A 21,655-nucleotide genomic window follows, 5' to 3' on the forward strand; every position below is an offset into this window, starting at 1 on the left:
ACTGATGAAAAAATTTAATGCCCTTTTTTATGCCCTAATTCTTGTGAACGTGCTGCCCCTGCATGCTCAAACGAATCTGATCAATCCTTCTTTTGAGGGAGAACCCCAGGATGCCACCGTACCCGTAGCCTGGCATGCCTGTGCTCTCGGAACCACCCCCGATATCCTACCGGGAGTTTGGGGCGTTTACACAGAACCTTCGGATGGAGACACCTTTGTGGGGCTGATTACGCGCGATGACGGATCCTGGGAAAGCATTGGTCAGCGCCTGACCTCCCCGCTTAAAAGCGGTGACTGTTACACCTTTTCAATCGACCTGGCCCATTCCAAAACCTATTCCGGGTACAACGAGCCCATCAAATTGCGCGTTTGGGGCGGAAATACCAAATGCGACAAAAATCAATTGTTACTGGAAACGGATTTCGTAGACCATTCGAACTGGAAAACTTATCATTTGAAATTTTCTACCAGGGAAGAGATCAGATACCTTATCTTTGAGGCCTATTATAAAGAAGGGCCCTTTTCCCGCAGAGGAAATATTTTGCTCGACAACATTTCAACGATCAAAAAATGCCCGAGGGTTTAAAATGCCGCAACCCTGTAATAAAATTGTTTCAAAAAAAGCGAAAAAAAATAACATGATGTATAAATCAATCGCAGCATTAATGCTCCTTTTTATGTTTGCCTGTTCCACTGACCCCAAAGTCTCCAATACTTCAACAGCAGACCAGCCTGTTGCGGAACAAAAAATGCAGCCAAATGATCCGGCAGTTTCAACTCCATCCGCAAAACCTGAACATGAGGATGGACCGGGATTAAACCTGTGGGTCGGCAGTGGATCCGTTGCGAATGGAGCGGAAGTTTGTATCGATGTGACCAGTTCAAAGATCACAGGTTTATTATCGATGCAATATTCGATGCGTTGGGATCCGAAATTACTCGAATTTACCTCCGTAAAAGGATTTACCATTCCCACCATGGACCTCAATGATTTTGGAAGTCACAAGGCCGCTGAAGGATTTCTGACCGCTGTATGGATAGACGACACCCTCAATGGCGTGAATTTGGAAAACGGCGACCTGCTGTTCCAATTATGCTTTAAGGCTATCGGGGCATCAGGGGAAGAAGCTCCTGTCAGGTTCTGGAGCAACCCTACTCCTTATGAGGTGGTCGTATTGCCGGAGCAGGTAATTCCTCTGACCGCACATAAAGGAATCATCAAAATACTTTAGCCTTAACTTAACCTTAATAAGCCTCCGGCAATATTTGACGGAGATATTTCGTATTAAAAGCGATCCGCAATCGTAAAAAATAACCTTGCTATGAAAAAATTCATTTATTCATTTACATTTCTGCTGTTCCTGAGCCTAACGGTCACGACAGGTTCCTCCTGCAACAGGGGATATGGCTGTCCTTCCAATGAACTTGGCGTGAAAACAACTCGCAAGGGAGGGCTTTCCACCAAAAAAGGCCAATCCAATTTATTCCCGAAGAAAATGCGCAAAAATTAAAGTAACCGGATAATGGCTACCGCTTCTGCCGTGTATCCATCGCATCGGTAAGGCCTTCCCCTATAAGGTTAAAAAGGGTAACGGTGACAAATATCGCCAACCCGGGGAAAAGCGCAACCCACCAGGCTTCAAAAGCATTACGGGCCTCATTAAGCATGGTGCCCCAAGTGACCATATCAGCGGGCAAACCTATTCCGAGAAAAGATAAAAAAGCTTCGATCAACACCGCATTAGCGATCCCAAAAGCGATGGAAATGAGTACCGGCCCCATAGCGTTGGGCAGAGCGTGACGCAGGATAATGTATTTTTCACTGAACCCCAATGCCCTCGTCGCCTGAATGTATTCAAGGTTGCGGATACGCATTAATTCTGCCCGGATAAACCTCGCGATTCCCGTCCACCCTATCAACCCTATTATGATCATAACATTAAAGATGGACTGCTTCTGGATAATGGCCACGACCGATAAAAGCAAAAGCAAAGCAGGAATGGAGTTCATAATTTCGATCAATCGCATGATCAGCAGATCCGCCGGGAGTCTGAATCTTTTTTTCACCGAAGGTAATTTTTCCAGACCGCTGGCCAATAGGTTGAACAACACCATAACCATCGAAAAGATCAAAATGCCTTTAAAAAGTTCCCATCCGAGTTTTCCTTCGCTTAAAGCATAACTCCTGCTCAAAAAACCATAAAAAAGAGCGAGAAAAAATCCGGCGATGTTCATGACGATCCTTACTCCCGAAACCTTTAGTTTATCATCTCCGAAATACCCGGCTACCGCTCCGAAAAATATGCCGATCAAAGCCGCTATACTCATGGCAATGAATCCGGTCAGCAAGGCGATACGGGTTCCGTGCACCAAGCCTGCCACCACGTCCCTGCCCAGGTTGTCCGTCCCCAGCCAATGTCGCCATCGGCGGGAATCCACCCTTTGTTTATCAAAAGGTCCGACAAAGCTATTCATAAGGTCCTGGGTGTTGTAGGAATATGGAATGAACGGCATTAAAACCCGCTCAAAATTCTGATCTTTCCAGTCCCTGGAAACAAATTGACTCTCCCAATTCCCTATCCCCAGGTCGACTGCCATCTGCTTAAAAACAGGGAAATAGGTTTGCCCTTCGATTTTGCAATACAACGGTCTTTCATTGGCCAGGAAACTGCCAAAAACAGCAATAAATATCAGTCCTTTCAATAAACGCAAAGACCATACAGCCATCCTGTTCTTGCGGAACTGGCTGCGCACCATCTGACCGTAACTCAGCCCTTCGGCTTCGGAAGTTGGCCTGATCGATATGTCTTCGTTCTTTTCTTGCATTAAATTGTTTATTTAATTTCTTTCGTCCGTTTTTTTTATCGCTTACCCAATCGTATCCGCGGATCTGCGAGGGCATAAAGTATGTCGGCAAGCAATATCCCCACCATGGTAAGCACACTGGCCAGCATCAAAACAGCATAAACCAACGGCCAGTCGTCCCTGAAAATAGAATCCACGACCACCTTACCCATCCCGTGTATATTGAAAATCACTTCTATTACTACTGAACCCGCAATGGAGGCCGGCAACACCGAAGCAAACATGGTGATGATCGGAAACAAAGCATTCCTGAAAGCGTGTTTCCAGACAACGGCCTTTTCTTTCAATCCTTTTGCCCTGGCCGTTCTTACATAATCCTGCCGCAAAACATCTACCATAGAACCTCTCATCTGGCGGGATATAAAGGCGAGGGCGCCATAACTTAGGGCAAACACCGGCAAAACCATATGCCAGCCTCTTATGCGAATGACCTCCCAAAACGATGCCCCGGTAGGGATATCGCCAAGGCCGAGGGTCGGGAACCAGTCCATGCCATATTCCGGCGTCGTAAAAAACACGATCAGTAAAGTGGCCACCCAAAAACTTGGAAGGGAATGGAGCATAAATAAAGCGACCGAAGTAATCCGGTCAAAAGGTTTTCCCTGGCGCGTGGCTGCTATCACCCCTATGGGAATGGAAAAAAGATAGGCGATAAAAATGGCCACTCCGTTGATCAACAAGGTCCATTTCAGGGCCGACCATATTTTTGTAGCGACCGGCTGCCCGTTCATATAAGAAATTCCAAAGTCTCCTTTCAAAAATTTTCCGGCCCAGTGATGGTACTGATTATCAAAACCGTACCAGCGAAAAGCAGGAATAAAAAGCTTCCCTCTTGAAGGGTTCAATTTAACGGCTTCGTATTTTTGTTTCAGTGCTGTGATTCCGGATAACGCCTGATTGCCCACCGTGGAATCGGCCTGCAAGGCATTTTCCATTCTCCTCAATCTATTGAGAATGGAAGGATCCTTAAAATCTGTTTCCAACAATTTTAACTCAGGCAACACCTTTGCCCTGGCTTTTTCGCCCACTCCACCAGGAAGCAGGGCCAATTGATCCTCAAAATGATTTATCTGCAGGTAATATTGTTCGATCAGGGGCCAGTTGCCGTATTGGCCAATGAGTTTTTGAATGGCCTTCCTTTTATATTTTTTCACGAATTTATACAATGTATCCGGATATGCCGTTGCCGTAAAATCAACATAAAACGCCGGTTTGTCGAGCCCCAGTCGCCCGGCAGCCTGCCGGTAGCTTCGTTCCGTATGGTTCATGTCATCAGGCATCATATTTTCCACAGGATCGCCCGGCGTACACTTACTCAACCCGAACGCCAGGAAGGAAATGACGATCAGGGTCGGGATAAAAAGCAATACTCGTTTTACAATATATTTGAACATGGTTGCTGGTTGCTGGTTACTTGGAGCTCGTTGCTGGTTTTAATATAATAAGAAATGGTTTACTGACAAACAAGTGCCCCGACCAGGTCTTTTGTGTTTCAGGCTGAGCACAGCGAAATCATACCATTAGATCGCAGCGTTTCAGGGGTTCGATTAGTTGTGGTTTAGCTCCTGATTCCAACTGGTAACGGCAAGTAAATTTAAATTTTTCGCATCATCATCAACCCATCCCGAATGGGCAGGAGTACATTCTCCACCCGCTCGTCATTTTGTATTTTTTTATTAAAATCATCGATAGCCTTTGTGTCGGTATCTTTTTCCGGGAGCAGCACTTTCCCGCTCCAAAGGGTATTATCAGCCAAAATGATACCGCCCGGACGAACTTTATCGATGACAAGGTCGTAAAAAAGTCCGTATTCCAGTTTTCCCGCATCGATAAAAACCAGGTCAAAAATAAGATTAAGTTTCGGAATGATCTCCTCTGCTTTCCCCAGGTGTGCAATAATCTTGTCTTGAACTCCTGCTTTGGCAAAATATTCATCACTGATATGTTTTATCTCATGATTGGGATCAATGGTGTGTAATACCCCACCTTCGACAAGGCCTTCAGCGAGGCAGATCGCAGCGTATCCCGTGAAAGTGCCGATCTCAAGAATGATCCGTGGGCGAAGCATTCGACTGATAAAGCGTAATAAAGTTCCCTGCAGATGTCCCGATAACATTTGCGGTGAAAGGGTTTTCAAATGCGTTGCCCTCTCCAACTGATGCAACACCTCTGCCTGAGATGTCGTATGAGATTCACAGTAGGCGTTTATTTCATCTAAGTTACCCATTGTTAAAAGCTATTTTTATAGCTTTGCCCAACTGTTTAGCGCACAAGTTTCTAAAATAAAAACGGTGCAGAAAGGTGCAAAGCCGATTCAAATTCAAAAAAGGTTACGCGCTGGGCTGAAAATTAGAAAATGAAATACAAATTCTCCCAAAGCCTGCCGGTAATTCTTTAACCAGGAGCCAAAATCACGGTTTTGATTTAAAAAAACGAAGTTACGATGTTTGTACAAATGACAAATTGTAATTTCATGCGTTCTATACTTATACCACAATAGAAACAAAGATGTTGTCTTATTATCAAATAGTTATTAAAAAAAGTTTTATGCCGCTGTTGTGCCTGGCCGGGCTGTTCACTTCCTGCGTCAACAAGACCTCAGACATTGAAGATCTGTTGGAAAAAATGGAGGTCGGGAAAGAATTCGCAGAAGAGGTGGAGATCCTGTACAGTGACTCTGCCATTGTCCGGGCGAAAATAGTCGCCCCGGTAATGGTCATGGATCTCGACAGGAATACCGAAAGCCAGGAATTCCCAAAAGGAGTAGTGGTCGACTTTTTTGACGACTTTCAAAAGGTCAGTAGCAACCTTTCAGGGCTTTATGCCATCCGTTACATAAGGAAAGGGCAGGTCGTCGTGCGGGATAGTGTGGTTTGGCAAAGTGTTTCCGGGGATAAGCTGGAAACCCAGGAGTTGATATGGGACGAAAAAGCCGAAAAAATATATTCCGATAAATTCGTAGTCATTTCCCGACCGTCAGAAATCATTTATGGTCATGGTTTTGAAGCGGGTCAGGATTTTACCAATGCCCGGATCAAAGCTGTGGAAGGAAGAATATTACTGGACAAAGAATAAAAAATTATGCTTAAAATTGGAGTACTTGGCGCAGGCCATTTGGGGAAAGTACACCTCAAGTGTATTGGATTGACAGAAAATATTTACGATCTGGTCGGTTTTTTTGATCCGGATGCTGACAATGCCCGGGAGGTGAGCCAAACGTTTGGACTGAAAGCTTTCCCTGATATAGCCAGCCTTTTAGACGCCGTTGATGTGGTGGATATTGTAAGCCCTACCAGCGTTCACTATGAACTGGCTGCCGAAGCGATCAAAAGAGGCAAACATGTCTTCGTCGAAAAACCTTTGACCCATACCCTTGAGGAAGCCCGTGAATTAATCCGGCTGAGCGAAAAACATGGTGTCAAGGTTCAGGTGGGGCATGTTGAAAGATTCAACCCGGCCCTGCTGGCATTGGACGATATGGAGATTGCCCCTATGTTTGTCGAAGGACACCGTCTGGCGGTTTTTAACCCCCGCGGAACCGATGTCTCCGTTATACTGGATCTGATGATCCACGATCTCGACATTTTGCTCAGCATGGTCAATTCTCCGGTAAAACAAGTATCTGCCAATGGTGTTGCCGTAGTGAGTAATACTCCGGATATTACCAACGCACGTATCGTTTTCGAAAACGGCTGTGTCGCCAACCTCACGGCAAGCAGAATTTCCATCAAACAAATGCGCAAGTTGCGTTTTTTTCAAAAGGATGCCTATGTTAGTCTGGACTTTCTCGATAAGGAGGCGCAGGTCGTACGGTTATATGACGAACAAAGCGTAGATCCTGAAATAGCGAAAAACATGATGCACCTGGATACTGCCACCGGCAAAAAACTCATTCATATCGACATGCCCTCTATTGAGCCTGTCAATGCCATAAAAATGGAATTGGAAACTTTTGCAGAAAGCATCAATAATAATACGCCGCCACGGGTGGGCATTGAAGACGGGTACAGAGCCCTTGAACTGGCCCACATGATTATTGCCGAGGTAGAAAAATAAACCCTTGGAAAATTAATATTAGGGATGAATTTTAAACAAAAACAAGTGAGGAGAAAATATCGAATTTTTAACAATATACAATGGTTGATTGCCCCGGGCCTTTTAATCATAATGCTGAACAGCTGTGATATCATCAACCCTGAAGAGGATATTCCAGCGTACATCCGTATAGAAACAGTGGATGTAAAGACCTATATCGGAGAAGGCACTGATTCTCATAATATCACCGACATCTGGCTGTCCATCGACGGCAACTTCCTTGGGGTGTACCCGATCCCGGCCACCATCCCTGTTTTGGAAAAAGGAGAACACCTGGTTTCTCTTCAGCCCGGCATCAAGGATAATGGCATCAATGGCACGCCGGAAATTTACCCTTTTTATGCTCCCATTGAGATCACCATGAACCTTGAAGACAATGTAACACAAACGTTAACCCCTGTTTTTGAATACAGCGATAACGTTCAGTTTTCCTTTATCGAAGAATTTGAAGGCACGGGACATATATTTCAGGAGATCAGGATCGGTAATGAAGACGATAAGATAACCCTGACCACCTTGCCTGAAGATGTTTTTGAAGGGAATCATTCTGCCCTGATCAAACTGGACACTGCCAGCAGGATAATCGAGATTGGAACCATTTCAAGATACCAGACCCTGGGGGACAACGGCTACCAAACCTACCTCGAAGTCAATTACAAATCAGATGTCCCTGTTTTTTTCGGTTTGATCGGTTACGAGACCGTGGGAAGCTTTGGCGGTACCTCTTTATATGAAAACGGTTTTGTAGAAAGCAGTGGATGGAAGAAAATTTATTTCAACCTTGCAAAGCCTGTCTTAACAGAGGGTTTTGAAGAATACCAGGTAGGCTTCCAGGCATTCATTCCCCAGGAGGATGGAAATTATACGCAGGATAGTGCACGAGTATTATTGGATAATATTAAATTGGTACATTTTTAAGCCTTATTTTTAGGCCGGCTGATAGCAACTATACAAATATGACCCGTAAACAAAGAGACATCCTACTTTATCAGGTTGCGGATTTTCTTAGCGCAATGACTGCCTGGGCATGTTTTTTTGTATATCGCAAACAGATCGAAGGCGTAAAAATTACGGGAGAAGTTTTCAATGATATTCATTTTTGGTACGGCGTTTTGGTCATTCCTTTCGGCTGGGTTTTTTTCTACGCCGTTTTTGACAAATACAAGGACATTTACCGGCTTTCTCGCCTGGCAACCCTCGCGAGAACATTCTTTCTAAGTTTTATCGGGGTACTATTCCTCTTCTTCACCTTAATCCTCGATGATTTTGTCAGTGACTACCGCACTTATTACCGCTCCATTCTAACCTTGTTTTCTCTGCATTTTTTTCTTACAGCCACCGTCAGGATGTTTATTCTGACACGGGCGAGCAGAAGGCTTAAGTCGGGGGCAGTCACTTACAATACGCTCATCATCGGGGGCAATGAAAAAGCCATTGATCTTTACCAGGAAATTACCAATCGGGAAAAAGGCCTGGGGTTGAAATTCGTCGGTTTTATCGATGCCAATGGCAACAGCGCCAACGAACTGGATGCTTATCTTCCGAAACTCGGAAAAATAAAGAACATGGCAGAGGTGATTCGTGAACGCAATATCGAAGAGGTCATCATCGCCATCGAAACCTCTGAACATAACCGGGTACGGGAAATTCTCAACACCCTTTTTGATTTTGACACCAAAATCCTGGTTAAGATCATCCCCGACATGTACGACATCCTGCTGGGCACTGTAAAAATGAATCACCTTTACGGAGCGGTGCTCATCGAAATAAAAAGGGAACTGATGCCTCCCTGGCAAACCATCATAAAACGACTGATCGATATTTTGGTTTCCATCATCATGCTGGTGATACTTTCTCCCGTTTTTGCCTATACGGCCATTAGGGTAAAATTATCCTCCAAAGGACCTGTTTTTTACAAACAGGAACGCGTGGGATTAAATCACAAACCTTTCAATATTTACAAATTCCGCTCCATGTTTGTCGATGCGGAAAAAAGTGGCCCCCAGCTCTCCCATGATCATGATGACCGATGTACTCCCTGGGGAGCCATTATGCGTAAATGGAGACTGGACGAGTTACCCCAATTCTGGAATGTACTCAAAGGAGATATGTCATTGGTAGGGCCACGCCCTGAACGACAGTACTATATCGATCTTATCGTCAGTGAAGCTCCGCATTACAAGCACCTTTTTAAGGTCAGGCCGGGCATCACTTCATGGGGACAGGTAAAGTACGGGTATGCCTCCAATGTGGACCAAATGATCCAAAGGTTGAAATTTGACATCCTTTACATAGAAAACATGTCCTTGTCCCTCGATTTTAAAATCATGTTTTATACCGTCCTGGTATTGCTGCAGGGAAAAGGGAAATAAACCCAGGGGCTATTTAAACAAAATCCCCACTGTCACGCTAAAAGACTGGTCAGGCAAAAGACTATCAGAAAACGGCAACCCGTTTTGGGAAACCAGCACCTGTTCATTTTTAAGCGGCACCTGCTTTTTCTTTCTGAAAATCTCTTTTCGTTCCCACAGCCATATTTCCTGACTTTGATAAAAAGGCAGCATATAGGTTCCACGGACATACAACTCACGGTCAGGATTGAGCTCAAGGGAAAATTCAGCCGATAATCCGAGGTTGTGAGACCTGCTTCCATAATACATATTGATGTCGTCTGCTTTAAATTTTTTACCGTTGGCTTTGAATTTTCCGTATTCATTTTGAGCCTGCCCCACCTTTCGTGCATACCTCAGATGCTCGTATGTCGCTATTGCCTTAAAATAAAAAGGACGTTGTCTGGAAAGGTTCATCTGTAATCCCATGCCCAGGAATTTATCTTTGTAAATACTGTTGTAAAAATCAAAAGCCGCACCAAAACGAATGAAATAATTTTTATGGACAAAAACGTCAAAATTCCAATAGCCGATGACCTCAAAATCTCTCTTCGGAATATTATTTTCGATGGAAATGATGGTCTGTGGAAAATCAGGATCATCGGTCTGATAGGCAATGCCGAGTTGTTGTGCCTTTGTTGGTATAAAATGGCTGCCCAGCCCCATCATAAATTTAACCCGATCGTAAGGGCGTTTTTTCTTTTTAAATCCCGGTTCCCCGACCTCAAACCCCAAATCACGCTCCTCCCTTAATTCTGCCTGAGTTTCGAGTGTTTTTATCCTTTGAATGGAATCTCGCTGCTGCCTGAGTGAAGCCATATATTCGTTATCAAAAACCTCCTCGGCCTTCCGGCTGTTTTTGAATTGCTGCAAACTTTCTGCAAGGCCCTCACTTACAGGAGTAACATTATAGGATTTCCAAAAATTTTCATCATACTCCCCCGTCATCCGGGTAAATTCAACACCACGATCTATCCGGTCGAGGTATTCAATGGGTTCTGATTTTTCGGTTTTGACCTCCGTTATTTTTATCTCATTGGAATAGATTCCGCCGCCACCATAAATACCTTCCCTCAAAGCATCGCTGAAGTACCACTTATCTCCCAGTTGTCTGTAGTTTACTACGTAGCTGTTTCCCTTCCAACTCCCTGCGTACAAAGGATAATAATCATACACTTCGAGGCCTTTCGGGGTCATTTCAAACTCTGCCCGGATAAAAGCATAAGATTCTTTGTCTATATAAATGCGGCCCTTCATCCTGGCCTCGATGGTTCGTTTTTTCTTTTGAAACATTCGGAGCACTTTCATCAGGCCCTTTTCACCATTGCTGTCTTCCACTTCAATTTCCCCTTGCGAACCCGATACATTTTCATCTTTATCAAACCCGATGATGTAAACTGGTCGGTCATTATAGGTGGTGATGCTCTCAATCCAGTAATTGTAAACCTTAAAGAACCTGGGATCAATGAAATCTGTCCGGTTCTGAACAAAATCAAAACGGTGGGGAGCCATATGTCCTGAAGAAAACCCTGAATGCACCGTAGTGTCGAGTGGATTACGCAGGTTGATCTTACGCCCCTGTACCAGGCTCACGTAGCCTTCTTTTTTGCTCTTGTAACTTCTTTTATAAATGTTGAGGACGCCTTCTGCCAGGTAAATATAATTCAGGCTGTCATCCGTCCGGGATTCCCGATAAAAACCAAGGTAAGTGGTGCCGTAAGTCGGGTAATTAATTTTGATATTATTAACGGCTTTTCGGATAATATTTTCGACTCCGCCATCTGCCATTACGACTACTTCTCCAAGCATACTGGTGCTCTTTTGCAATCGAACCGTTACTGATCCTTTGATTTCCCCGATAGGCTTACTATAGGTTTTGTAACCGATATAAGAGACGATCATCTGAGAATTTTGATATTCATCAGGCACTTTAAACGTAAAAGCTCCATTACCTCCGGTAGTGGTACCAATACCTTTTTCAGGAATACCTACATGCGCATAAGGAACTCCCAAACCCGTATCATCATCAATAACTGTTCCGGTGATCGTAAATAAATCCTGTGCGGGTAAAAGAGAGGTAAATAAGATAAAGAAAGAAAAAAGGGTTAACCTTGTGGCCATTGGTCCGATTTTTATGATGGATTTCAGTTAAGGAGTGCCGGTTGGGCTACTCATAAATTGCATTATCAAGACGTTTCGAAGCTGATTTTGTTACAACCAACATTATAGAGACATGTCGAGTCCCAAATGGTTGAAAACCTCAGTTTTTATTTTCTTTTTTGTATAGGAGACCGCGATCCTCTACCTTTGTCTTCAAAATCCAATAAGATATGCCAAAGTATTTGCCGATATTCCTCTTTTTAATTTTTTCATTACCCCTCATGGGTCAGGACAACAAAAATGTTGATACCTCGCTGGAAAACCCCAACAACAGCATGTATGTCCACCTGTATTATCTTCAAACGGATTCGTACAAACCCTCGTTGGCCGCAAAAGCCCTTTTTCCTGAAGGTGATTCGACAACCCTTATTAAAAAATCCATACAGCTCAAGCAAATTTTAGACGGTGCCGGTCTGTTTGTTCATTTCAATAAAATCCCCACCAACCCTGATTATATCGATACCCTGACGAAGCGGGCAATATTTACCCCATTCCCGGAGGAAATGCCCGAAATCTACCTCGAAAAAACGAACGGGAGATGGTATTATTCTAAAGAAACCGTCTCAAACATCCCCAGACTCCACAAAAAAGTTTTCCCTTTCGGAGCGGACCTACTGCTCAATTCTCTTCCAAAAATGGGACAAACAAAAATCCTGGGGATGGCCTTGTGGCAATACCTGGGACTGCTCATTTTGATGTCATTAGGCCTGCTCTCTCATCTTCTATTGAGCAGAATTTTGAATCCCATTATACGAAGAATGAGCCGCTCGAAGTCAGATTCCACGTTCATTCGACCAAAATTGATTTCCAGAATCGCCAGGTTAGCCAGTGTGCTGATCATCCTACGGTTGATCAAATTGTTTTTACCCGTTTTATTGCTGCCGGTGACTGCCGGAATATTTGCCATAAACGTCATAAAAATCTTCAGCACCATCCTGATCGTGTTGATCGCTTTTGGTGTTCTTGATATTTTTATCGCCTATATCCGGAGGTTTACCCAAAGTACCAAAAGCAAAATGGATGAACAACTGGTGCCCATCATAAAACGGTCGGTACAGGCAGTTATCGTCATCGGGGGAATTGCCCAGTTGTTACAGATATTCGATATCAATGTCACCGCCCTGATCGCCGGTTTGTCCATAGGCGGACTGGCCCTGGCCCTGGCGGCGCAGGACACTGTAAAAAACCTGATCGGATCGGCAATGATCTTTGTGGATCAGCCTTTCCAGATCGGGGATTTTGTTGAATATGGAGGGATGACCGGGACGATTCTTGAGGTTGGCTTCCGGTCAACCAGAATTCAGGAGGCAGACTCTTCGATCATCAGCATTCCCAATGGCGCGATTGCCAATGCCGCTATAACCAATAAAGGGGTTCGTATTTTTCGACTTTTCAACATCAACATTGGTCTCACCTATGACACCCCTGTGACCCTCTTGAAAATTTATATCGAAGGGTTGAAAAAGATTATCGAAATCCACCCAAAGGCAAGAACCAGCGACAGTTTCATCTACCTGAACAGTTTGGGCGATTCTTCCATCAACATCATGTTCCGGGTTCCGCTGGAAGTTACAGATTATGGTTCCGAACTCCAGGTTAAGGAAGAATTGCTCTTCTCCATTATAGAATTGGCTAATGAAATGGGCGTACGTTTTGCTTTCCCGTCCACAACACTTTATATGGAAGAATTCCCGGGCAGAGACAGTATGGCACCTACTTATGAAACGAACCATGAAACGCTGAAAAGGCGTTTTGATGCATTTGTGGAGAGCAAAAAAACAACCTTTAATTAAGCCGGTTTCGACTGAATTAAAGGCTGTGGCGCGGGATGGAAATGATGAAGTTATTTTTTGGACTGTTTTTTACTTCACCTTCAATTTCATGCCCAATACAATATTATTATTGGTCAGGTTATTGAGTTTTTTAATGGCGTCAACCGTAGTATTATACTTTTGAGAAATATTCCATAAGGTATCTCCCTGCTGTACGGTATGAAAAACAGCCGCCGGAGATTGAGGTGCCGGGATAGTATCCGTTTTTGGAACGACCGGCTCATCGGTAAAATCGGGGGTAGAGGTTGATCCTTGTGTGGCCTTGGGTTCATCTTGCGGCGTTTCTGTAACAGGAGGAACTTTCTCCGGTGTGGGGGTCGGCTTAATGATAACCGGTACATCTACTCTTGGAGTTGGAGGTGTCACGAGTTTTGTCGAATCTGCCTTAGGCAAAACTTTTACTTTGTCAACAGGCTCAGGCATCTCCGTTTCCTGCTCCATTTCGAGGTCGGGTAATGGCAATTCTTCTTTTACTTCAGAAGCCAGTTTAGGTCTTTCTTTTACTTTACATCCCCTTAATTTGATCTGGGCGCCTTCCGCCGGATCCATATTTTCTTCAAGTCGGTTTCGTTTGAGCAATTTACTGAGCTTCACCCCATACAATTGGGAAACTTCAAAAAGTTTCTGATCGGCTTCCATAACATGCCATTTCTGGTGTTTGGCACGATACGCACTTCGTTTGGGTTGAATATAGACCCGTTCGCCCTCTTTAAGTTCCTGGTTGCCGTCATGTAATTGTTCATTGTACTTGAGAAGGCTTCTCAGAGAAGTATCGGTTCGTCTGGCAATATCGGCTACCGTTTCATTGGCATTAGCCGTTGCATATTTCACATCATTATTGACAAAAATGCCTGCTTCCAATACATCAGCTACCGGTGCATCCAGATCGTCAGACAACATTTGATCGTATTTGAACAATTCGTAACGTTCGATGAGGCTGATCAATTTATCGGCATAGGTCGCACTAGTGGCATACCCTGCTTTTTTAAGTCCCTCAGCCCATCTTTTATAATCCATTGGATCAAGCCTAAACAAAAAGCCATAGCGAAACTGCTTACTGGGGTCCCTCAAAAATTCAGAATGGGCAATATAACAAGCCTCCACGGACCGAAAGGACCGAAAACAGGACTCGATAAGTTTGCCCTTGTCATCATATTCGTCATCTTTTTGGTAAACCGTTTTTCCTTTCCAGTTGTCTCCACATTTGATGCCAAAATGATTATTGCCTTTTCTGGCCAGGGAGCTTCGCCCTGCATCCGATTCAAGCAGGCCCTGCGCCAATTTTATGCTTGCGGGGATACCCGCCCGTTCCATTTCGCGCAAGGCGTAATCTTTATTTTTTTCAATATATTTGAGATAAGCTTCATCGAGCTTTTGGGCTGAAACGTTTAAAACGGCGCATACCAGAATCAAAAATGAAAAGAGTTGTTTGAACATATTTCCTGTTATTAATTTAAGGGGTAAAAATGTTGTTTTTAAACGAACGATCCGGTGAAAAAATTAGATAATCCTGAATTATTTTTAAGTGATGAAGTTATTATTTGACTGTTTCTAAGCAAATAATATCACCAAAAAGGTCCCTACGGTTACGACGAACCCCACCATGAAAATATTATAAGAAACGGTGAGGTACCGATATTTTTTATCCAGTACTTTGCCCAAAAAATAAAGATCGCGGGTCATATTCCCCAATAGCAATGGCCCGTCTCGGTACAATTCGTCCATAGCCTCCTCGTATTCTTCCAGTTTAAGGGTAACAAAATTCCCAAAGAAAATGACGTTTTTACGAATTTCCATCAAATCCTTTTGACCGGCATTAAACTTTGTCACCTTGGGCCTTGCCGACAACACTGCAAAAGTCAGGGAGGCCAGTCCTGTCACCAGGAAAATGACCACCGGCAACAGGATCATAGGCGTATTCGTTGAAATATTCCTGTAAGAAAGAAAAGTGATCAATACACTGATGAGGATGGAATTCACACTTATCATAATATTGGCCTTATTGTCCGCTAAGGCACTCAGGTTGATATGGGTCCTGTAATTGACCCGAAAGAAAGTCTGGATGGTGCGCAGCGGCAAATTTTCTTCAATATTTCCGAAAAGTTCACCATTGCCCACGGTATTTGTCTCCTTTTGAATATTGCGCACTTCCTTTTCGATCCGTTGTTTTTGCATCAAAATGCTTTGCGCCAGTCCGGATTCAAAATACTGCCGGGCATAACCCGTGTATAATTTTTGCTGTAATAATTCCTGCATCTGCATTTGAGCCCATTCGCCTCTTTCCACCGTGAGGTTTTGCATAAATTCCCGTTCCAGTTTAAGCAAAGGGTGACGTTCTGCGTAATCCTGTACATAAGTGACAATGGTAGTAGCATCGGCGGCAATCTGGTCCGGCAAAAAATCAGGTCTTGCCCTCCCTGCTATGGCATCAATACTTCTTAATACGGCTCCAATGGTTTCCGCAGGAGCTTGTTCCATATTCATAAAAAGCTGCAACTGCTTTTTCCCTGCCACCTCGGGCTGTGCATAATCGATGACGAACCCTGCAAAATAAAACCCGGTAGCCAGCACGGCTATTTCCATCACTTCCCTGCCGGCACCCTCATGAACCCCTATTTCTTTGGCCTGGTTGATGGCGTGATTCAACACTGAATAATTATGAAATACGAGCCGTGAATGCTTGCGCTGGTCAAAGATGGCCTTCAGGAATTCCTCCGCTTTTTGCAGTAAACTGCTATCGTCGTCCAAAAATTGAATTGATTGATTTTTTTCCATGGTTTGTAACAAAAATTGTCCTTTCCTCAAAGTTATTGGAAAAAGTATTGGCCAAGGCTAAGATACAAAAATTAAAAAATAATCGTTTTTTACATATCTTTGCACAGCCTGCTGCCGAATCTATTGAATTAAGCTCCTTTGCAAACTATCTTACAAATTATTTCCAAACATCCGAAAAATACTTTAAACCGTCTGCGTTTAGTCATGGGAAAGAATATTTATGGGATAATTTTAGTATCCGGCCAACCTGCTGGAATAATGGTTCGTGTACAATAAAAAAAGGTTTATTTTATGAACAAAAATGATACAATGAATAAAAATTCAAAACAACTCCGCGGACTCTTGCTCTTCTTTTTGATCGCACTGGCCGGAGCCTGTACCCAATTGGGTGATTTTGGCGATATCGAAACCGTCAACAGCGATCCGGAATACGCCCTGCCTCTTATTACGGCTCGTTTTTCCATTGGAGATGTCCTGGATGGTTTTGAAGAAAACAATGTACTTTTCATCGACCCGGATGGACTCATCCGTTTCAAATACAGCGGGGATGTGCTGACCAAAACAACCGATGAAGTGTTTGCTGCCATCAATGCGACCCTCGGGCAGGATATCATCATTCCGCTCACCCAGGATACTTTTGCTTTACCTTTTTCTTTTCCTGACGGGCTGGAAGTAGACAGAATGGATTTGAAAGCGGGTCAATTTCTCTATAGCTTTAAAAGCAAGCACCCTTCTCCCGTCACCGTAAAACTGCGTGTCCCTCAATTTACAAAAAATGGCCAGGAATTAAGTTATCAGATTGAATTTCCTGCCTACAGCGGGACAGGGGATGCCATTTGGATGACCAACATTTTCACCCCTACAAATCTGGACGGTTACGTTATCCAACCGGCAGAAGATGGTTATTTGTATGTTATTAAAGAAGTGATTGCCCAGGACGGGAATCCCCCGCTCATTACAGAAGCAGGAGTAGGGCTGCAGGATCTCGCCTTTTCTTACGCAGAAGGTTACCTCGGTAATAATACCTATGATGAAAGCCGTGACACCATCTTTATCGACTTTTTTGACAAGTGGATCAATGGTGATATTTATTTTGCTGATCCGAAAATCACGATATTTTTCGAAAATTCTTTTGGTGTGCCGACGCGCTCTGTCGTCAATGTATTTGAAGTCTTTACCGTAAGGCAGGATGTTCTTCCGCTGGAAAGCGAGTTTATTACCGAAGGGATTGACTTCCCTTACCCTGATTTGAATGAAATTGGTGCGGTCAAATACAAAGAATTCAAATTCACCAAGGAGAATTCCAATATTGATGTGATTTTAGGAGCCGGCCCCCTTGCGCTGGACTACGATGTCGATGCTTTCACCAATCCGGACAATGACCCCAATATCCGTGGTTTCATTACCGACAGCAGTTATTACAAGGTAAGAATTGAGGTAGAACTTCCGCTCTATGGAAAATCGGTCAACTTTGCGGTACAGGATACTTTTGAAATTGACCTTTCTTCCTTCGATGCCGTAAGTGAGGCAGAATTCAAACTCATAGCCGATAATCAATTACCCCTGGAAATTGACGGCCAGGTTTATTTCCAGGATGCCAACGGGGTGACCATTGATTCATTGTTTGAGGCCGGAGCAACCCGGCTCGTAGAAGCCGCTCCGGTAGATAACGATGGTAACGCCAGCGGAACTGCTACCAAAGTTAACTACATTCCCGTTCCACCTGCCCGGTTTGAATCACTAAAGATGGCCAGCAGGCTGATTTTACTTGCAGACTTTTCCACTTATAACGAAGGAGAGATCAGCGCCAAAGTCCTCGCCAATCAGGAAATCAATATTCGGATGGGGCTGAAAGTAAAAACGCAATAGATTAGAAAAACCCTCCCAACTAAAAAATCATGCAAAAAAATATATTCGTATTCTTCGCCCTGCTGCTTTCTTGTTTTTCATTATCGGCTCAACAAGAACTGGGCACTCATTTTTTAACAGGAACGTGGCAATCAGGTTATACCAATCCGGCCTTGCTACCCAATGCTAAATTTGTCATCAGCGTGCCCGGTTTTTATAATAACCTGTCGATTTCCAATATTACTTTCAACGACCTGGTCACGGAAGACAATTCAGGCAATAAGGTATTGGATATCAACGGAGCCATCAACAAGATGGAGGATCAAAATTTATTGCGTGAAGATTTCAGTTTTGAAACGCTCGGGCTAGGCTTGAAATTAGGCAAGCTTTCATTGAGCTTCAATCATGCTTTGAAGTTTAAAGCTTTCCTCGATTACCCCAAAACACTTCCGCAACTAATCTGGCAGGGCAACGCCCAGTTTATTGGTCAAAAAGTGGCCTTTGGTCCGGACGTGGAACTCAGCGCCTGGCATCATTATGCTCTGGGAGCCGGTTTTGAACTCACCGACAACATTACCATCGGCGGGCGGGTGAAATTTTTGAGTGGCATTGCCCACGCTTCAACTGAAAAACACGACCTTAGCCTCACCACCAGTGACGATATTTACCAGCTTCAACTGGATGCCGATCTTTTGGTCAACGCCTCCGGCTCATTGGAATTCCAGGATTTTGAAAATTATTCTTTCACTTTTGATCCCGCAGGAACAGGTTTTAAAAACCTGTTTTCAAGTAACAAAGGCATCGCTTTTGACCTGGGAGTCAGTGCCCAATTCGGAAAACTGGATGTAGCCGCCAGTATCCTGGACATCGGAAAGATCAACTGGGAAAAAGACGTAAAAAACTATGCGGTTCAGGGTATTTTTGAATACCAGGGACTGGAGGTGGCCCAGGAAATTTTCGCAGACTCTACGGAGATCGGTTCTGTTATTGATACGTTGAAAGCCATTTATATGCCGGTCACCACTTCCAATAAATTTTCAACAGCGCTGCCTACCCAATTCTACCTCAGTGCAGGATACCAGTTGGGTGATAACCTTCATTTGGGAGCATTGTTTTATGCAGAAATGTTTAGAGGGACCACCTATCCTGCCTTTGCCCTTTCCGGAAGGTATAAAATTTCCGGTACGTTTGAAGTGGGCGCTATTTACGCCATCCGCAACAAAACGTTTGACAACCTGGGAGTGAACGCAGTCATAAATCTCGGCCCCGTTCAACTGGTTGCCATGACGGATAATTTGCTCACCGCCATTAATCCAAAAAACAGCCATAGCGCAAATGTAAGACTGGGATTGAATGTTGTTTTGGGAAAAGAGAAAGGGAAAAGTGGCGGACCATTGAATTTGTATTGAAAAATTAAATTTTAGTTCCATACAACTGCATCAGCACCCGCTCCGGCGTCATGGGAGCCACAGCAAAATCAGATTTAATTTCAGGGTTGAAAGCCATCATCGCATTTTTCAATGAAAACCACCCGCCGATACCGTAGAGCAGGGGTGGTTCCCCCACCGCTTTTGATTTAAAAGCTGCCATATCCGTTCCCGGCGTATTCAAAAAATGAACTTCAATATTTCCCGGGACGGAATAGATGTCCGGAATTTTGTAAGTGGACAAAGCATTGGAGAGCAGCTTTCCGGATGCATCATAAACCACCTCTTCCATTGTCATCCACCCCAAACCCTGCACGATGCCCCCTTCGGTCTGCCCAAGGTCGATCATCGGGTTCATGCTGGCCCCGAAATCATGTACGACCTTTACACTATCAAAAGTATATGTTCCTCGCAGGCAATCGACGGTACTGACAAAAATGGCCGTTCCGTAAACATGGTAGGCAAAGGGATGTCCCTTTTCGATCGTTTTGTCATAATGGATGACAGGAGTGGCGTAATGCCCTTTGGCGCTGAGATTCAGCCGCTGTAGCAAGGCTTGTTGCACCAGGGTTTCCCATTCCAGGTCAGTAGGTTTTCCATTGATCCAAACAGTTTCTTCTTTAATATTGAAATCCGTAACGCTTTTTTCTTTTAAAATTACCGAGGCTGCGTCCTTCAACTGTCCCATTATCTGTCGGGCCGCATCGATTAGGGCTTTTCCATTGAGATCAGTGGTAGAACTCGCTGCTGAAGGAGACGTATTGGCTACCCGTGTGGTATTGGTGGTTTCAATTTTTATTCTTTCCGGCTTGATGCCAAACAGTGCCGCCGCCATTTGCAACAATTTAGTATTGACCCCTTGCCCCATTTCCACAGCTCCGGTACTCACGCCCACACTGCCATCTCCATACACATGAACCAAAGCCCGCGCATTATTCATAGGCGTGTTGGTAAAAGAAATGCCGAAACAAATCGGCATCAGGGCGATTCCTTTTTTCAGCAACCTGTTTTGTTCATTGAATGCAGTAACCTCTTTTTTTAAGGATGCGTAATCGTAACGGCCAACAGCTTCGTTCCAGCAATTTTGAGCCTCACAGCCTTCAGTAATTTGCCCATAAGGAAATTCATCACCATCCTGCAGCAGGTTCCTTTGCTGGATCTCAAAAGCCTCTACGCCCAATGCCTGTGCGGCATGAGCGATAGCCGCTTCCATCACAAACATGCCTTGTGGCCCGCCAAATCCGCGGAATGCCGTATTAGGCGGCAGGTTTGTTTTACAGGAATGAGCCGTCACCGTAACGTTTGGCACAAAATAACTGCTGGTGGCATGAAAAAGGGTTCTTTCCAGTATAGCCGGTGAAAGGTCCGCCGCGGCACCGCCATTTTGATAAAACACAGCTTCGTAAGCTATTATCTTCCAGTTTTCATCCAGGCCAATTTTATAGTCACTGGAATACGGGTGACGTTTGCCGGTCATACGCATGTCATCCACGCGGTTCAGGATACATTTAACCGGCTTTTGAATCAGGAACGCCGCTAAAGCTGCCATGGCGCCCCAGGCGGAAGCCTGATCCTCTTTGCCCCCAAAACCACCGCCCAGTCGGGTCACATCGACTTCAATGTGGTGCATCCCTATACCCAATACTTTAGCAATGGTGCGTTGCACGACGGTTGGGCCCTGGGTGGAACTGATCACCCTGAGGTTTCCGTGTTCCAGCGGATAAGCGTAGGCTCCCTGGGTTTCGAGGTAAAGATGCTCCTGTCCTCCCGATTCGGCCTGTCCTTCGAAAACGTATTTGCAGGATTGGAAAACCGCCTCCGCTTTCCCAAGTCTGAAGGTCCTCGAACCGGATAGTAAAAATCCTTTTTCAAAAGCTTTCCGGGGGTTGGTGATTACTTCCAAGGGCTCAACTTCCATTTCAACCCTCCTGGCGGCAGCCAGGGCAGCTTCTTCGCTATTTGCTACAACCAGCAAAACCGGCTGTCCCCGGAAATGCACCTCCTTTTCCGCCAATAAGGGTTCATCTGCGATGATTCCCCCAATCTCATTTTGCCCGGGAATATCTTTGTGTGAAATGATCCTGATTACCCCTTCCATCCTGGAGGCCTTTTCAAAATCCACTTTTTTAACGATTCCATGGGCATAAGGAGAAGCAAAAACCGCTGCGTACAATGTGCCGGATAAAACAGGAACATCATCCACGTACAAAGAGCGGCCGGTCACGTGATTATTGGAATCAATGTTTTTCATAATATGGCTTTT

At 44.4% G+C, this 21,655-nt stretch carries 18 protein-coding genes; 11 read left to right on the forward strand and 7 right to left on the reverse strand.

Translation table 11 applies throughout. The features are described 5' to 3' along the window. Positions 1-4 precede the first annotated feature (4 nt). From H6571_13720 to H6571_13730, 3 genes are all read left to right on the forward strand, one after another. Positions 5-586 (forward strand): hypothetical protein, encoded by a 582-nt coding sequence (locus H6571_13720; protein MCB9324792.1) that lies wholly within the window; start codon positions 5-7, stop codon positions 584-586. Between the two features lie 52 nt (positions 587-638). Then, the gene (locus H6571_13725; GenBank protein ID MCB9324793.1) at positions 639-1,232 is read left to right on the forward strand and encodes a hypothetical protein; all 594 of its coding nucleotides are present in this window, start codon (positions 639-641) and stop codon (positions 1,230-1,232) included. A gap of 90 nt (positions 1,233-1,322) precedes the next feature. Beyond that, a complete protein-coding gene (locus H6571_13730; GenBank protein MCB9324794.1) occupies positions 1,323-1,511 on the forward strand; it encodes a hypothetical protein in 189 nt (62 codons plus the stop codon). Between the two features lie 16 nt (positions 1,512-1,527). Here H6571_13730 and H6571_13735 read toward each other — a convergent pair whose 3' ends face one another. From H6571_13735 to H6571_13745, 3 genes are all read right to left on the reverse strand, one after another. Beyond that, on the reverse strand, positions 1,528-2,826 hold the full coding sequence (locus H6571_13735; protein ID MCB9324795.1) for an ABC transporter permease: 1,299 nt from the start codon (positions 2,824-2,826) through the stop codon (positions 1,528-1,530). Between the two features lie 35 nt (positions 2,827-2,861). Next, entirely contained in the window at positions 2,862-4,259 is a 1,398-nt protein-coding gene (locus H6571_13740; GenBank protein ID MCB9324796.1) for an ABC transporter permease, read from the reverse strand. A gap of 200 nt (positions 4,260-4,459) precedes the next feature. Next, positions 4,460-5,092: an O-methyltransferase gene (locus tag H6571_13745; protein ID MCB9324797.1), complete on the reverse strand. Its 633-nt coding sequence runs from the start codon at positions 5,090-5,092 to the stop codon at positions 4,460-4,462. A gap of 320 nt (positions 5,093-5,412) precedes the next feature. On the opposite strand from H6571_13745, the gene lptC reads away from it, so the two are divergent. Genes lptC through H6571_13765 form a run of 4 tightly spaced genes read left to right on the forward strand, consistent with a single transcriptional unit; the run spans position 5,413 to position 9,332 of the window. Continuing rightward, on the forward strand, positions 5,413-5,940 hold the full coding sequence (gene lptC, locus H6571_13750; GenBank protein ID MCB9324798.1) for an LPS export ABC transporter periplasmic protein LptC: 528 nt from the start codon (positions 5,413-5,415) through the stop codon (positions 5,938-5,940). 6 nt (positions 5,941-5,946) lie between these two features. Then, positions 5,947-6,921: a Gfo/Idh/MocA family oxidoreductase gene (locus tag H6571_13755; GenBank protein ID MCB9324799.1), complete on the forward strand. Its 975-nt coding sequence runs from the start codon at positions 5,947-5,949 to the stop codon at positions 6,919-6,921. A gap of 24 nt (positions 6,922-6,945) precedes the next feature. Further along, entirely contained in the window at positions 6,946-7,878 is a 933-nt protein-coding gene (locus H6571_13760) for a hypothetical protein (GenBank protein ID MCB9324800.1), read from the forward strand. A gap of 38 nt (positions 7,879-7,916) precedes the next feature. Further along, positions 7,917-9,332: a sugar transferase gene (locus tag H6571_13765; GenBank protein ID MCB9324801.1), complete on the forward strand. Its 1,416-nt coding sequence runs from the start codon at positions 7,917-7,919 to the stop codon at positions 9,330-9,332. 9 nt (positions 9,333-9,341) lie between these two features. Here the strand turns inward: H6571_13765 and H6571_13770 are convergent, their stop codons facing one another. Next, positions 9,342-11,471 (reverse strand): carboxypeptidase-like regulatory domain-containing protein, encoded by a 2,130-nt coding sequence (locus H6571_13770; protein MCB9324802.1) that lies wholly within the window; start codon positions 11,469-11,471, stop codon positions 9,342-9,344. Between the two features lie 209 nt (positions 11,472-11,680). Between H6571_13770 and H6571_13775 the strand changes: the two genes are divergently transcribed. After that, the gene (locus H6571_13775) at positions 11,681-13,303 is read left to right on the forward strand and encodes a mechanosensitive ion channel family protein (GenBank protein ID MCB9324803.1); all 1,623 of its coding nucleotides are present in this window, start codon (positions 11,681-11,683) and stop codon (positions 13,301-13,303) included. 69 nt (positions 13,304-13,372) lie between these two features. Here H6571_13775 and H6571_13780 read toward each other — a convergent pair whose 3' ends face one another. Continuing rightward, positions 13,373-14,779, reverse strand: coding sequence for a LysM peptidoglycan-binding domain-containing protein (locus tag H6571_13780; protein MCB9324804.1), 1,407 nt, complete (start codon positions 14,777-14,779; stop codon positions 13,373-13,375). 114 nt (positions 14,780-14,893) lie between these two features. Continuing rightward, positions 14,894-16,117, reverse strand: coding sequence for a hypothetical protein (locus H6571_13785; GenBank protein MCB9324805.1), 1,224 nt, complete (start codon positions 16,115-16,117; stop codon positions 14,894-14,896). A 35-nt stretch (positions 16,118-16,152) separates the two neighbouring features. On the opposite strand from H6571_13785, the gene H6571_13790 reads away from it, so the two are divergent. From H6571_13790 to H6571_13800, 3 genes are read left to right on the forward strand one after another with little or no spacing between them, the layout of a single operon-like run. Continuing rightward, a complete protein-coding gene (locus H6571_13790; protein MCB9324806.1) occupies positions 16,153-16,422 on the forward strand; it encodes a hypothetical protein in 270 nt (89 codons plus the stop codon). A 4-nt stretch (positions 16,423-16,426) separates the two neighbouring features. Next, a complete protein-coding gene (locus H6571_13795) occupies positions 16,427-17,986 on the forward strand; it encodes a hypothetical protein (GenBank protein ID MCB9324807.1) in 1,560 nt (519 codons plus the stop codon). Positions 17,987-18,015: 29 nt separating this feature from the next. After that, positions 18,016-19,374 carry a hypothetical protein gene (locus H6571_13800; GenBank protein ID MCB9324808.1) on the forward strand — a complete coding sequence of 453 codons (1,359 nt, stop codon included), beginning with the start codon at positions 18,016-18,018 and terminating at the stop codon, positions 19,372-19,374. A gap of 4 nt (positions 19,375-19,378) precedes the next feature. Here H6571_13800 and H6571_13805 read toward each other — a convergent pair whose 3' ends face one another. Further along, positions 19,379-21,643 carry a molybdopterin-dependent oxidoreductase gene (locus H6571_13805; protein ID MCB9324809.1) on the reverse strand — a complete coding sequence of 755 codons (2,265 nt, stop codon included), beginning with the start codon at positions 21,641-21,643 and terminating at the stop codon, positions 19,379-19,381. Positions 21,644-21,655: the final 12 nt, after the last annotated feature.

This window comes from Lewinellaceae bacterium, assembly GCA_020636105.1.
Taxonomy (GTDB): Bacteria; Bacteroidota; Bacteroidia; order Chitinophagales; family Saprospiraceae; genus BCD1.